Origin of the sequence: Acidovorax sp. FHTAMBA (assembly GCF_038958875.1) — a bacterium.
GTDB lineage: Bacteria > Pseudomonadota > Gammaproteobacteria > Burkholderiales > Burkholderiaceae_C > Acidovorax.
In genome coordinates this window covers 2,717,651-2,730,040 of the sequence record NZ_CP152407.1, presented here as the reverse complement: position 1 = coordinate 2,730,040, position 12,390 = coordinate 2,717,651, and the positions used below count along the sequence as shown (strand labels likewise).

The following is a 12,390-nucleotide window of genomic DNA, read 5'->3' as shown; positions in this document are numbered from 1 at the left end:
TGGCCTCTAGCGCTTATCCATCAAGCGCTAGCAGCTATAAAAATTAAAGTAACCAGTGCCGAGGCGGGCAAATGACCGAACTGCTCGACATCCTCGCCAATCCTGCCTTCTGGATCGCCACCCTGCGGGTGGCCACGCCGCTCGTCCTGGGCACGCTCGGGGTGCTGCTGTGCGAACGCGCGGGCGTGCTTAACCTGGGCATTGAAGGGATCATGGTCGCAGGCGCCTTCACCGGCTGGCTGGCGGTATACGCGGGCTACGGGCTGTGGACCGGGGTGCTGGTGGCGGCGCTGACTGGCGCGGTGTTTGGCCTGCTGCACGCGTGGCTCACCGTGGGGCTGGCGCTGTCGCAGCATGTGTCAGGGCTCGGCATCACGCTGCTGGCCACTGCGCTCAGCTACTACGGTTATCGCGTGAGCTTTCCCAAGGTGAACACGCCGCCCACCATTGAGCCCTTTGCGTCCATGGAGTGGCTGGGCATTCCCATCCTCTCTGCCCAGACGCCACTTACCTTGCTGGCCCTGCTGCTGGTGCCGCTATTGGCCTGGGTGCTGATGCGCACACCGCTCGGCCTGGCCGTGCGCATGGTGGGCGAGAACCCGCAAGCGGCCGAAGGCCAGGGCATCTCGGTGGCGGCCACACGCACGGGCGCCATCGTGGCGGGGTCGGCGCTGATGGGCGTAGCGGGGTCGTTCCTCACGCTGTCGGCCTTCAACGCGTTTTTCTTCAACATGATCAACGGCCGGGGCTGGATCTGTGTGGCGCTGGTGGTGTTTGCCTCGTGGCGGCCCGGCAAGGCGTTGCTGGGCGCCCTGCTGTTTGCCTTCTTCGATGCGCTGCAGCTGCGCCTTCAGCAGGCGGGCGATGCATGGCTGCCGTACCAGGTGTATTTGATGCTGCCCTACCTGCTGTCCATCCTGGCGCTGGTGCTGGTGGCGCGCAAGGCGGCGTATCCACAGGCGCTGATGAAGCCGTATCGCAAGGGAGAGCGATGAAACTGGTTCCACAGACTTTTGCCCGTTGGCTCGCCCCGGCTCTGCTGGCCTGCGCGGGCCAGGCCCACGCGCTGGGCATGGACATGCCGTATGAATCCTTTGCCACCGCGCCCGATGTGGACTGGATCAAGGTCTGTGGCGAATGGCACGCGCCCACGCAGCCCGGGGGAGGCCAAGGCATGTATCGCATCGTGCACGCAACGCGCTATGGGCAGTCGTTTGTGTACCTGCAGTGGATCGTGCGCGACGGCAACGACAGCGCGAGCGAGGTGCACACACACAGCTTTGACGCCATCAACAACGACCACGCCGAAATCACCCTGACCCAGATGAACTGTCAGCCCACGCGCCGAGGCATTCGGTTTACCGCGCGGGCGGAGTCCGGCCATGGAGACCGTGCTTTCCGCATCACCATCGATGCAGGGCACAAGCCAGGCGATGTGCGTTTTCGCACCACCCAAAGGCGCTAAGCCCCTACCCTGCCATGCCCGCCACGCCGCTTCATCGCATCGCACTACCTGTGCTGCCCCCCACGGTGCTGGCGCGTTGGCAGTTCAACACCACCGACGCAAACCCCACCACGGTGTTGCCCGATGGCTGCAGCGACCTCATCTTGCATATCGATGCGCGCGGCCACTCTGACTGGCATATCTCTGCATTGGCCGATGCTGCAGTGGTCGTGCCGGGGCGTGCGGGCGAACAATGGCTGGGCTTTCGCCTTGTACCGGGCACCCGCATTGACGGGCCCGCCTTGTTGAGGTCTGCACAAGCTATTTGGCAGGATTGGCAGCAAGCCCAGCACCGCGCAGGGCGGCCCTCCTCCAGCTTGGCCGGTGGTGGCACAACGGCGCCGGAAACCTTGTTGCTGGAAGCCATTGACCAGCACACCCGCGCGGACCCGCGTGCGCAAGAAGCGCTCCGCTCGCTGGCGCATTGCCGAACCGTAGGCGCGGCGGCGCACAGCCTGGGAGTCTCAGAGCGCAGCCTGGAGCGCCTGACCCATCGCACCACCGGCCAAACGCCCCGTTTCTGGCGCGCCCTGGCCCGGGTGCGCAGAGCCGCACTGGCCTTGGGCACAACGCAACCGCTGGCCGAGATTGCCGCGGATCACGGCTATGCCGACCAGGCGCACTTCAGCCGCGATTGCCTGCGTTGGCTGGGGCAAACACCTGCGTCATTGCGCGGCGCACCGCAACTGCTGGCCACGGTGGCGCAGGCGGGCTATGCCTGATTGTTGTGTGCACCTGGCGCCAATGACGGGGCGACGCTGCCAGCGCCAAAGTGATCCCCACAGTTCAAGCGGCCGGGGGCGCCACAGGCGTGCACAGCTCCACCAGCGCCCCGTTGATATCCGCCACATAGGCCACGGTCTGGCCCCAGGGCATCTGCTCGGGCGCCTGCACCAGGCGCGCACCGGCATTCACCGCGCGCTGCACAGCGGCGGCCACGTCGGCTGTGGTGAACGCGATCTCGAAACTGGGCGCATCGGCCGACGCGCGCTGCGGGTTCTTGCCAAGCTCGGACATCAGCCGCAGCGACGAGAACGCCAGCGCGGTGGCGCCGGTGTCCAGTTCACCAAAATCGCCAGCCTCGTGTACAAAGCGGCGGGCGAAGCCGAAAGCTTGTTCGTAAAAGGCGATGGTTTTTGGAACGTCTTCGACGTAGAGAATCGTGTAGCCAAATTGCATGAGAACTGCCTTTGTAAGAATGGATGCACTGAACCGTTGATGCTCAAAGCGAGACCCAGAGCTTAGGCACAGAGCCCGCTCACGTCTTGAAAAAACCCGACACCTAGCCTGACCCACAAGACCCACGCCATGCTCGACCTGCTCATCACCCAAGCCACCCTGCCCGACGGCCGCCAGAACATGTCCATTGCCGTGCAAGACGGGCGCATCCTCGAAGTCACCGAAGACCTGCAAGCCTCTGCGCATGAAACGGTGGATGCCGCTGGCCTGCTGGTCAGCCCGCCTTTTGTGGACGCGCATTTCCACATGGACTCGACCCTGAGCTACGGCCAGCCGCGCGTGAACGAGAGTGGCACGCTGCTCGAAGGCATTGCACTGTGGGGCGAGCTCAAGCCGACGCTGACGCACGAGTCCATCGTGGAGCGCGCCCTGCGGTATTGCGACATGGCCGTGGCGCGCGGACTGCTGGCCATCCGCAGCCATGTGGACACGAGCCACCCCAGCCTGCTGCCCGTGCAGGCGCTGCTGGATGTGAAGCAGCGCGTGGCGCCGTACCTCGACTTGCAACTGGTGGCCTTCCCGCAAGACGGGGTACTGCGCGCGCCGGGCGGGCTCGACAACCTGAAACGCGCTCTGGACATGGGCGTGGACGTGGTGGGCGGCATTCCGCACTTCGAGCGCACCATGGCCCAGGGGGCCGAGAGCGTGAAGATCCTTTGCGAACTGGCGGCCGAGCGAGGCAAGCGCGTGGACATGCACTGCGACGAATCCGACGACCCGCATTCGCGCCACGTGGAAACCCTGGCGTACGAAACCCAGCGCCTGGGCCTGCAAGGCCGCGTGACGGGCTCGCACCTGACCTCCATGCACAGCATGGACAACTACTACGTGAGCAAGCTCATCCCCCTGATGGCCGAGGCCGAACTGGGCGTGGTGGCCAACCCGCTCATCAACATCACGCTGCAAGGCCGCCACGACACCTACCCCAAGCGCCGCGGCATGACCCGCGTGCCCGAGCTGATGGCGGCGGGCCTCACCGTCGCTTTCGGCCACGACTGCGTGCTCGACCCCTGGTACAGCGGCGGCAGCGCCGACATGCTGGAGGCCGCGCACATGGGCCTGCACGTGGGCCAGATGACCAGCCAGGCCGGAATGCGCCAGTGTTTCGATGCGGTGACGGTGAACCCTGCACGCCTGTTGGGGCTGGAGGACTACGGCATCGCGCCCGGCTGCCATGCCGACTTTGTGCTGCTGCACGCGCGCAACCCGGTGGAGGCCATCCGCCTGCGCGCTGTGCGGCTGGGGGTGTGGCGGCGCGGCAAGCGGCTGGCCAGCAGCCCGGCGCCCGTGGCACAGCTGCAGGTGCACGGACGGCCTGGCAGTGTGGATTTCACGTCCATCTAGTGCACTGAGTTGGAAGTTCGGTGAAAAAATATCGAAATCGTTGTCAGGCAAGGCGCAAACCACAGCGATAGCCGTCGCTATCATCCCTGGCCGGCGGCACTCAGCTCTCAGTGGCGGCGTGCACGGCGTGCGCGGCGGCGGGCTTGGCCAGCGTCTCGACCCGGTTGCGACCCCGCTCCTTGGCCAGGTACATGGCCTCGTCGGCGCGCTGCAGGGCCGAGTCTGCGGAGTCGCCATCAGCGCACAGCGTGACACCCACGCTCACCGTGAGCGGAATCGGGCACGCGTCCGTTGCCAGCAGCGGCTGCGCTTGCACCAGGGCACGCAGTCGCTCCGCCACGGCAAGGGCTCCGCCATCGCCCGCATTCGGCAGGAAGATGGCGAACTCCTCGCCTCCGAGGCGGCCCATCACGTCCTCCTTGCGCAGACAGCGGAGGGCCAGCATCACAAAGTGGCGCAACACATCGTCACCCGCACGGTGGCCCCGCGTGTCGTTGATCTTCTTGAAATGATCGAGGTCGATCACCATCACGGGCAACGCAGACTGCGTACGCTGGGCACTGCTGATGGCCTTGTCGAGTAACGTGAGAAACGCGCGGCGGTTGAAAACGCTGGTCAGCGGGTCCACCTCGGCAAGGTGCCGCAACTCGGTGGTGATGTATTCATTGGCCAGAATCAGCGCTCCAAACGCCAGCAGCACCACCGCCACAATGGCTTCGAGCACCACAAACTGCGAAAGCTGCGCCACCAGACCTGCGCCCGCAGCCTCCCCGGGGGCCCCCGCAGCGCACAGCTGGAACAGCGCCGGACGGAGCAACAGAAACAACCCGTGCAACCCGGCCACCAGGGCAAACAGATAGCGCGCGGGAACGCGGCGCACACCACCTTGGGCCAGCGTGGCTGCGGCCAGCAGGTAGCAGATGCCGGCACCTAGCCCCGCGAACACAAAACGCATGCCCTGATGGGGCTGCACCACCGTGAAAAACACCGACAAGGCCACCAGCGTAGCGATGGCCACCACCGCGTAGACATGCGAAAAAGGCCGCCGCCCCATGTAGGTGCGGCTTGCCATCAGGCAAAAGTACGCTGCCAGCGATACCGTGGCCTGGGACACCACCACCGCCACCACCTCGTGCAACCGCTCCCGCACCAGCAGGCTCACACCGAACACCGAACCCGTCAGGAACGAAAGCATCCAAAGGCGCAGTCCGGGGATATTCCGGTTGAACGACCACACGGCATACAGCACGGCGGTGACAAGCCCCGTCAGAAGCGCTGCAATGATGAGAAGTGTGGGCGTGTGCACTGTGAGGGTGTGGGGCGGGCGGCTGGAATGTTAACCGGCCTGACCCGGAAGATCGTTCTGCCCCACGCGGGATGGCACAGGCGCTGGCAGCGGCGCGGGGCGCTTCTGACTGCGGGCCGGTTTAACCCACCACATTGCATTCCCGGCGCAGCAGGGCCAGAGCGTCGTGCAGCTGGTAGTCCATGTCGCTGAGCAAGGTATTTTCTGCATCCTGAAAGAAACCCGTCCACAGCGTGATGTAGTCCTGCTGGTGCACGCCGGGCGCGTGCGCGCGGATGAAGTCGGTGGCGAGCTGGGGCTGCAGGCCCGCTTTGCGCACCTTGCGCACCAGGCTGGCCGCGGTCTTTTCGGTCAACAGGGTTTTCTTGGGCACACCCGCAGCCAGGCACAGGAACAGCGTGAGCAGCGAATGTTCATCGTCGTTGCCCTGGGTGGTTCTTGTCCAGGTCTTGCTGGCAGGCAGCGGGGGCTCTTCACCCTCGTCCAGCGCATCCAGGCTGCGGTGGAAGCTGTCCACCTCGGCCAGCGGGTCATCCAGCAGAAAGTAGCGCGCGCGAAAAGCGCCCGTGGGACGCAGCAGCGTGCGAAGCGGTGTGGCGGCATCCAGTACCTTGGGCAGGTCGGCCAGCACGCTGGCGCAGTGTGCTTGCACTGCCTCGCGCAGCTCCACGGGCAGGCCGGAGGGCAGACGCAGCTGTGAAGGCGCAGCCAGCTTCTTCTTGCGCTGAGCAAGCACCCATTTTTCAAACGCCACGGTGTTGGGCCATTCGCCCAGGTCCATGGACCTGGGCGCCAGCGCCACCATGAGCAGCCCGGTGCGGATGACCGCCTCGGCGTCGGCGCCTGCAGCTTCGAGCTCATCGGGGTCCAGATCGAACTGCTCAGCCAACCACTGCGCGGCATGGATGGCCTGCGCAATCTGCGAGCGGCGCGCTAGCTCGGCCCGGTAGTCAGCATGGCTGCGCAGCGACCACACGGCCAAAAGCTGCGTCTCGGCATCGGCATAGCCCGCCATGCCAAAGTTGCTGCTCTCGGGCATGGCAATCAGCCGCTTGAGCATGTCGGAGCCACCCTTGGAGCGCGAAAGGAACGAGTTGTCGCGCAGCGAGACCGCCGCCTTGGCCAGGTCGCCGTCCGTGGTCTCCAGCAGGTACAGGCTGATGAGGTTGACCATGCGGTCGCGCGCCTTCTCCAGCTCGGGCCGCAAGAACTCGCTGCCAAAGTAGCGGGCAATCTGCACCATGCCCTTGGGCGCATCGGTGTTGATGGCGGCCAGCCGGTCGGCATCAATGAAGCCGTGCTGCACACCGTAGACCAGCGCCTTTTCAAAGAAAGGCCGCGCGTCGTGCAATTGCAGGGCGTTCGCGGCTGCAACCGGCTGGGCATCAGATGAAGGCGTATCGGGCTGGGTCATGTGGGTATCCATCGCGCTAGGTGTTGCTCACGCTCTTTACAACTGGCGCGGCCCCAGGCCAGGACCGCCGCGCAAGGGCCGCCCCGCCGCGCTGGCGGTGTCCCCCTTCCCGAATGGCACAGCCATTCGAGAGAAGGGGGAAGGCGCGAAGCGCCACAGGGGGTTGTTCTCTAAATAGCGGATTCTTCGTCAGAAGCACGTGCGGCAGGTGTGGCCTTGCCGCGGTCGGTTTCGCTGGTCTCGAACTTGCCGTCATCTTCTTCCGCCGTCTCGTCGCCCTCTTCCAGGCCCAGGTCAAACGCACGGGCCTTGGCGCGCAGCACCAGCAGCATTTCGATGAAAAGGTCGCGGCATTCATAGCGCAGCAGCCAGGCCATCTGCATCCAGTCGCGGTCGGCCACCTCGTCCTGGTCCACGCGCGGCTGCACGTAGCCCGAGGCCAGCAGCTCGTCGTCGCTCAGCGTGACACCGTAATCTTCGGTCGCGTCAAAGGTGCCGGTGCGGGCAAAGGCCTCGATGCGGCTCCACTTTTCGGCAAAGTAGTTGGCCAGGGCCTCGGCGCCGCCTTCCAGGTCGCCAATGGCGGTGAGGAACTCCACCGGGTCGGCGTCGTCGCGAAAGACCACGGCGTTGACCATGTTGCGCAGGTGCGTGTGGGTGAGGTCCTTGTACTGCTTTTCCAGCACCATGGCGCGGGCGAACTGCTCGGGCGTGACCAGCAGGTTGACCACGGAGGCCTTGGAATCGTCGTACTCGCGCATCACGGCCAGGATGTCCTTGGGCGCGAGCTGGTCCAGCACCACCATCAGGGCGTTGTCGCCTTCGGCATCCGCCAGTTCGGACAGCGCGGATTCCGCGCCCACGATGTCACCGGCAGCGATGAGGCTCGTGGTTCTGGTGATCAGGGCCAGGTGGTTGCGGTCACTCATGCATATTCCTTCTTGATTTTCCACATCGCCAGGCAACGCGCGCAGTCCGATGAAACTGGCGTGGCCCAAACCAGTGCGCCCGTGGAGCTGGCTTTGCCAGGCCACCGGGTGCGTCCCCCTCCCGAAGGAGAGGGGGAAGGCGCTGAAGGCGACTCAGGGGGTGGTTCATTCTTTCCGCTCAAAGCCCACATCGGCCAGCCAGTTGGCGCTGGCCTCGTCGCGCGTACGGCTGTTGTGCGGGTCCACCGCATCGTCGGCGCTCAAGGCGTTGTAGTCGTCGTCGTGTTCGGCGGCGTCTTCACCGTCGTCCTCGGCATCGCTGTCGCCATGGGCTGCGGCAGCAGGGGCCATGCGGGCGTGCTGCTGCAGGTATTCAAGGCCGGCAGCCACCGCCAGAAAACGCGCGCCCAGGGGCTCACGCAACACCGTTTCGGCCAGGCCCATCGCCCAGGGCTCCAGCGCCACCGCGTGGCTCAGGCTGTGCCAGTCGGGCAGCTCGTTCACCGGCAGGCCCAGCAGGTGCTCCACCGCCGCCGGTTTGAGGAAGCGAAAGCCCCGGTGAAAGACCACCGCCACCATCTCGGGGGCCAGCTCCATCATCTGCACCAGAAACGCCATTTCGTTGCGCTTTTCGGCCAGGCGCTTGCGCAGAACGTCGTTGCCTTCGGAATCGGAGATCAGGTCATCCAGCTCGGCCTGGTAGGCGGAGCGAAGGTCATAAAAATAAGGAGATAGTTTCACAGGGCAGAAGGATTGGAAAGAATGCGCGTGCTGTAGGCCTGCCAGATCTCCTGGGCGGTCTGCAGCGGGTCGTCCAGCAGGTTGCGGCGGCGGTTGTCGTCATAGGCCTGGCGGGCGTCGTCGTCGGACAGTACTTCATAGGCCTTTTGCACCTCGGCAAAGCGCTGCGCGGCGTCGCTGGCCGTATTGCGGTCGGGGTGGTAGAACGAGGCTTTCTGGCGAAAGGCCTTCTTGATGTCTGTCAGCGACGCGTTGGCCGCCAGCCCGAGGGCTGCGTAGTGGTCTGCCGTCATGACAAAGTGGGTTCGTACTTCAAAGGCTGCAAATCAGTCGCTGGTGGTGCCAGTGGAACCGCGTCAGCCACCCAGGCTCACAAACACGTTCTGCACGTCGTCGTTCGAATCGATGGCGGCCAGGAAGTTCTCGACCTCCTCCAGCTGCTCGGCCGTCAGGTTGGCGGGGTTCACCGGGTTCTTGGGCTTGTAGCCCAGCTTGGCCGACAGCACGGTGAAGCCATGGGCGGGCAGCGCGCGGCTTACCAGGTCCAGCTCAGCCGGGTCGGTCCAGAAGGTGGTGGTGCCGGCTTCATCGCCGGGTTCGCAGTCCTGCGCACCGGCTTCGATCGCGGCCTCTTCGGGGTCGGCACCTGCCACGGCAGGCTCGGCTTCGATCATGCCGACATGGTCAAAATCCCAGGCCACCGAGCCCGACGTGCCCAGCTGGCCCTTGCGGAACAGCACGCGCATTTCGGGCGCCGTGCGCTTGACGTTGTCGGTCAGGCATTCGACCATCACCGCCACCTGGTGCGGCGCAAAGCCTTCATAGATCACTCGCTCGTAGTTGACGGCATCGGCCCCGGTGCCGGAGCCCTTCTTGATGGCGCGCTCCAGTGTGTCCTTGGGCATCGACGCCTTGCGGGCCTGCTCCACCACCAGGCGCAGGCGTGCATTGCTGGCCGGGTCGGCACCGCCACGCGCGGCCACGGTGATTTCCTTGACCAGCTTGCCAAACAGCTTGCCCTTGGCGTCGGCCACCTGTGCCTTGCCTTTTGCTTTCCACTGCGCGCCCATGGGTTACCTTTGTGTATGTTGGAAGGATGTTTGCCGTGGGTCGCTCCGCGCGGCAAAACCCTATAGTTTACCCGCGGCCATGCGGCCATCGCGTTCAGACGACCCTGTCGCTGTCGTGGCGGTGCCAAACGGGGTACATGTGCGCGGCGCCCGGTGGGCCAGCGTGTAACCTCGGCAGCCTGCCCGCCGGGCGCCCTCGCCTCTGAATCTCTCCCATGCTCAACACCCTGTGGCTCGGTTTCTTCATTACAGCGGCGGTGGCCGCGTTAGCCCAGTGGCTGGTGGGTGGCAATGCCGACATCTTTTCGGCCATGGTGCAGGCGCTGTTCCAGATGGCCAAGCTCTCGGTCGAGGTGATGGTGCTGCTGTTTGGCACGCTCACGCTGTGGCTGGGTTTCTTGCGCATTGCCGAGAAGGCGGGCCTGGTGGACGCACTGGCGCGCTGGCTGGCGCCGCTGTTTGCCGCGCTCATGCCCGGCGTGCCGCGCGGCCACCCTTCGCTGGGGCTGATCACGCTGAACTTTGCCGCCAACGCCCTCGGGCTGGACAACGCTGCCACGCCCATCGGCCTGAAGGCCATGAAGGCGCTGCAAGAGCTGAACCCCGAGCCCGACACCGCCACCAACGCGCAGATCCTGTTCCTGGTGCTCAACGCATCCTCGCTCACGCTGCTGCCGGTCACCATCTTCATGTACCGCATGCAGCAGGGTGCGCCTGATCCGACGCTGGTCTTTCTGCCTATCCTGCTGGCCACGTCCGCATCCACCCTGGTGGGGCTGCTGAGCGTGGCCGTGGTGCAGCGCCTGCCGCTGTGGAGCCCCGTGGTGCTGGCCTACCTGCTGCCCGTGGCGCTGGGCCTGGCGGGCTTCATGGCGTTGCTCACCACGCTCAGCACCGCCGCACTCGCATCCCTGTCCTCTCTGCTGGGCAACCTCACCCTGTTCGCGCTGATCGTGCTGTTTGTGGCGCTGGGCGCATGGCGCAAGGTGCCGGTGTACGAGGCCTTCATCGACGGCGCCCGCGAAGGCTTTGACGTGGCCAAGGGCCTGCTGCCCTACCTGGTGGCCATGCTGTGCGCGGTGGGCGTGTTCCGCGCCTCGGGGGCGCTGGGGTATGTGCTCGATGGCATCCGCTGGTGCGTGACCACGCTGGGCGCCGACGCAAGGTTTGTGGACGCACTGCCCACCGCCTTGGTCAAGCCGTTTTCAGGCAGCGCGGCGCGCGCCATGCTCATCGAAACCATGCAGACCCAGGGCGTGGACAGCTTCGCCGCCCTGGCCGCCGCCACCGTGCAGGGCAGCACGGAAACCACCTTTTATGTGCTGGCCGTGTACTTTGGTGCCGTGGGCATTCACCGCGCCAGGCACGCCGTGGGCTGCGCGCTCCTCGCCGAATTGGCGGGCGTGATCGCCGCCATCATGGTGTGCTACCGGTTTTTTGGATGAAATAGGCCGTTCGCGCTTATGAGGTAAGCGCGAGCAGCTATCAATTAAATTGCAACTTAAGCCTCAGCCACCGGCAGGCCCCGGCGCCGCCACCAGCTCCCACTCAGCCAGCTGCTCGTTGGTGGCAATCAACCGCCCTACCAGCAGCTTGATGAACGCCTTGTCAAAGCGCGACTGCAGATCTTCCGACGCCTCGCGCAGCGCGGGGTTGCGCACCTTGAGCACCAGCACCTCGGTCTCGGCCACGGCGGTGGCGGTGCGGGTGCGGTTGTCGGGGCGCAGGTAGGTCATCTCGCCCAGCGTGACGCCAGGGCCCAGCGTGCTCAAGTTCCAGCCCTGGCGGCTGACGGCCACCTGGCCTTCGATGAGGATGCAAAACGAGTCGCCGGGCGTGTTCTCGCGCATCAGCACGGTGCCTTGCTCCAGCCGGCGCCAGCTGCCAAGGCGCATGAGCTCCCACAGCGCGACGTCGTGAAAGTCTGCAAAAAACGGCAGCGCACGCAGGGCGGCAAAGCGCTCGGCCTCAGTGTCTTGCGAGCGCTGGCGCGGCAGGCCCCGGTGGGCCGCCAGCAGCGCCTGGGCAAAGTCGGCCCAGGTGGCAAAGCGGTCGGCGGGCTCCTTGGCCAGCGCGCGCAGCAGCACCTCGTCCACATGCGCTGGCAGCGATGCGCGCAACAGGCTGGGCGGTGTGGGGGCTTCGTGGCTGATCTTGTAGAGCGTGGCGAAGTCGGTGTCGCCATCAAAAGGGCGGCGGCCGGTGAGCAGCTCGTACACCACCACGGCCAGCGAGAACATGTCGCTGTGGTGGGTGAGATCCTGCTCGCGCACCTGTTCGGGCGACATGTACGACGGCGAACCGACCAGGCCCGAGAGCTGCGTCGCGTCGCTGCGCAGAGAGAGGGCGGCGCCAAAGTCGGTCAGCTTCACATCGCCGCCGCGCGCCAGCATGAGGTTGGCGGGCTTGATGTCGCGGTGCACCAGGCCCTCGTGGCAGGCGTATTCGAGCGCGTTGCAGCACTTGAAGGCGATGTCCAGCACCTGCGGCACGGGCAGCAGGGTGTCGGGCGTTGCAAAGTCGGACAGCGGCTGGCCGTCCACATATTCGAGCACCAGATACGGCGGCAGCGCTTCTTCATCGGCATCCAGCAGGCGCACGATGTTGGGGTGACGCAGGCGGCCCGACAGCGCGGCCTCGTTGCGCAGCAGCTTGCGGTAGCGCTCGGCCAGCTCGGGCTGCTTGAGCAGGTGGGCATGGGTCTGTTTGATGGCGACTTTGCGGCCCCGGAAACCATCCAGCCCCAAAAAAACGATGCCGCTGGCGCCCCGGCCCAGTTCGCGTTCGATACGGTACTTTCCGATGGTGGCGGGGGTGTGCTGCGGTGAGGACATGGGCGCCAT

Annotated in this window: 13 protein-coding genes; 5 read left to right on the top strand and 8 right to left on the bottom strand. The window is 65.6% G+C overall.

Features of this window, described 5'->3' with window-relative positions:
• The first annotated feature begins 71 nt into the window (after positions 1-71).
• The 3 genes from AAFF19_RS12865 to AAFF19_RS12855 are packed head-to-tail and all read left to right on the top strand — an operon-like array spanning position 72 to position 2,226.
• Positions 72-995, top strand: a complete 924-nt coding sequence (locus AAFF19_RS12865) for an ABC transporter permease (RefSeq protein ID WP_008904824.1) — start codon at positions 72-74, stop codon at positions 993-995.
• A complete protein-coding gene (locus AAFF19_RS12860; protein WP_008904823.1) occupies positions 992-1,465 on the top strand; it encodes a hypothetical protein in 474 nt (157 codons plus the stop codon). The genes AAFF19_RS12865 and AAFF19_RS12860 overlap by 4 nt, the downstream gene beginning before the upstream one ends.
• A gap of 14 nt (positions 1,466-1,479) precedes the next feature.
• Positions 1,480-2,226, top strand: a complete 747-nt coding sequence (locus tag AAFF19_RS12855) for a helix-turn-helix domain-containing protein (protein WP_182119574.1) — start codon at positions 1,480-1,482, stop codon at positions 2,224-2,226.
• A 64-nt stretch (positions 2,227-2,290) separates the two neighbouring features.
• On the opposite strand, the gene AAFF19_RS12850 is transcribed toward AAFF19_RS12855, so the two are convergent.
• Positions 2,291-2,683 carry a VOC family protein gene (locus tag AAFF19_RS12850; RefSeq protein ID WP_182119575.1) on the bottom strand — a complete coding sequence of 131 codons (393 nt, stop codon included), beginning with the start codon at positions 2,681-2,683 and terminating at the stop codon, positions 2,291-2,293.
• A gap of 129 nt (positions 2,684-2,812) precedes the next feature.
• Between AAFF19_RS12850 and AAFF19_RS12845 the strand changes: the two genes are divergently transcribed.
• Complete coding sequence (locus tag AAFF19_RS12845; protein ID WP_182119576.1) at positions 2,813-4,087, top strand: amidohydrolase family protein; 1,275 nt, start codon at positions 2,813-2,815, stop codon at positions 4,085-4,087.
• A gap of 100 nt (positions 4,088-4,187) precedes the next feature.
• On the opposite strand, the gene AAFF19_RS12840 is transcribed toward AAFF19_RS12845, so the two are convergent.
• The 6 genes from AAFF19_RS12840 to AAFF19_RS12815 form a co-directional block, all read right to left on the bottom strand.
• Entirely contained in the window at positions 4,188-5,393 is a 1,206-nt protein-coding gene (locus AAFF19_RS12840) for a GGDEF domain-containing protein (protein ID WP_182119577.1), read from the bottom strand.
• A gap of 121 nt (positions 5,394-5,514) precedes the next feature.
• Positions 5,515-6,807 carry a hypothetical protein gene (locus AAFF19_RS12835; RefSeq protein ID WP_182119578.1) on the bottom strand — a complete coding sequence of 431 codons (1,293 nt, stop codon included), beginning with the start codon at positions 6,805-6,807 and terminating at the stop codon, positions 5,515-5,517.
• A gap of 170 nt (positions 6,808-6,977) precedes the next feature.
• Positions 6,978-7,736: a hypothetical protein gene (locus AAFF19_RS12830; RefSeq protein ID WP_342720299.1), complete on the bottom strand. Its 759-nt coding sequence runs from the start codon at positions 7,734-7,736 to the stop codon at positions 6,978-6,980.
• A 165-nt stretch (positions 7,737-7,901) separates the two neighbouring features.
• Positions 7,902-8,477 carry a hypothetical protein gene (locus tag AAFF19_RS12825; protein ID WP_342720298.1) on the bottom strand — a complete coding sequence of 192 codons (576 nt, stop codon included), beginning with the start codon at positions 8,475-8,477 and terminating at the stop codon, positions 7,902-7,904.
• Complete coding sequence (locus AAFF19_RS12820; RefSeq protein WP_008904815.1) at positions 8,474-8,770, bottom strand: DnaJ domain-containing protein; 297 nt, start codon at positions 8,768-8,770, stop codon at positions 8,474-8,476. Before AAFF19_RS12820 ends, AAFF19_RS12825 begins: the two co-directional genes overlap by 4 nt.
• 63 nt (positions 8,771-8,833) lie before the next feature.
• Positions 8,834-9,547: a YebC/PmpR family DNA-binding transcriptional regulator gene (locus AAFF19_RS12815; RefSeq protein ID WP_008904814.1), complete on the bottom strand. Its 714-nt coding sequence runs from the start codon at positions 9,545-9,547 to the stop codon at positions 8,834-8,836.
• 215 nt (positions 9,548-9,762) lie between these two features.
• On the opposite strand from AAFF19_RS12815, the gene AAFF19_RS12810 reads away from it, so the two are divergent.
• A complete protein-coding gene (locus AAFF19_RS12810; protein ID WP_342720297.1) occupies positions 9,763-10,992 on the top strand; it encodes a nucleoside recognition domain-containing protein in 1,230 nt (409 codons plus the stop codon).
• 63 nt (positions 10,993-11,055) lie between these two features.
• Here the strand turns inward: AAFF19_RS12810 and AAFF19_RS12805 are convergent, their stop codons facing one another.
• The gene (locus tag AAFF19_RS12805) at positions 11,056-12,381 is read right to left on the bottom strand and encodes a protein kinase (protein WP_342720296.1); all 1,326 of its coding nucleotides are present in this window, start codon (positions 12,379-12,381) and stop codon (positions 11,056-11,058) included.
• Positions 12,382-12,390: the final 9 nt, after the last annotated feature.

Bases quoted from the DNA above. Each gene is read 5' to 3' on its own strand.
- AAFF19_RS12865 (WP_008904824.1), top strand. From the start codon at position 72: ATGACCGAACTGCTCGACATCCTCGCCAATCCTGCCTTCTGGATCGCC.
- AAFF19_RS12860 (WP_008904823.1), top strand. From the start codon at position 992: ATGAAACTGGTTCCACAGACTTTTGCCCGTTGGCTCGCCCCGGCTCTG.
- AAFF19_RS12855 (WP_182119574.1), top strand. From the start codon at position 1,480: ATGCCCGCCACGCCGCTTCATCGCATCGCACTACCTGTGCTGCCCCCC.
- AAFF19_RS12850 (WP_182119575.1), bottom strand. From the start codon at position 2,683: ATGCAATTTGGCTACACGATTCTCTACGTCGAAGACGTTCCAAAAACC.
- AAFF19_RS12845 (WP_182119576.1), top strand. From the start codon at position 2,813: ATGCTCGACCTGCTCATCACCCAAGCCACCCTGCCCGACGGCCGCCAG.
- AAFF19_RS12835 (WP_182119578.1), bottom strand. From the start codon at position 6,807: ATGACCCAGCCCGATACGCCTTCATCTGATGCCCAGCCGGTTGCAGCC.
- AAFF19_RS12830 (WP_342720299.1), bottom strand. From the start codon at position 7,736: ATGAGTGACCGCAACCACCTGGCCCTGATCACCAGAACCACGAGCCTC.
- AAFF19_RS12820 (WP_008904815.1), bottom strand. From the start codon at position 8,770: ATGACGGCAGACCACTACGCAGCCCTCGGGCTGGCGGCCAACGCGTCG.
- AAFF19_RS12815 (WP_008904814.1), bottom strand. From the start codon at position 9,547: ATGGGCGCGCAGTGGAAAGCAAAAGGCAAGGCACAGGTGGCCGACGCC.
- AAFF19_RS12810 (WP_342720297.1), top strand. From the start codon at position 9,763: ATGCTCAACACCCTGTGGCTCGGTTTCTTCATTACAGCGGCGGTGGCC.
- AAFF19_RS12805 (WP_342720296.1), bottom strand. From the start codon at position 12,381: ATGTCCTCACCGCAGCACACCCCCGCCACCATCGGAAAGTACCGTATC.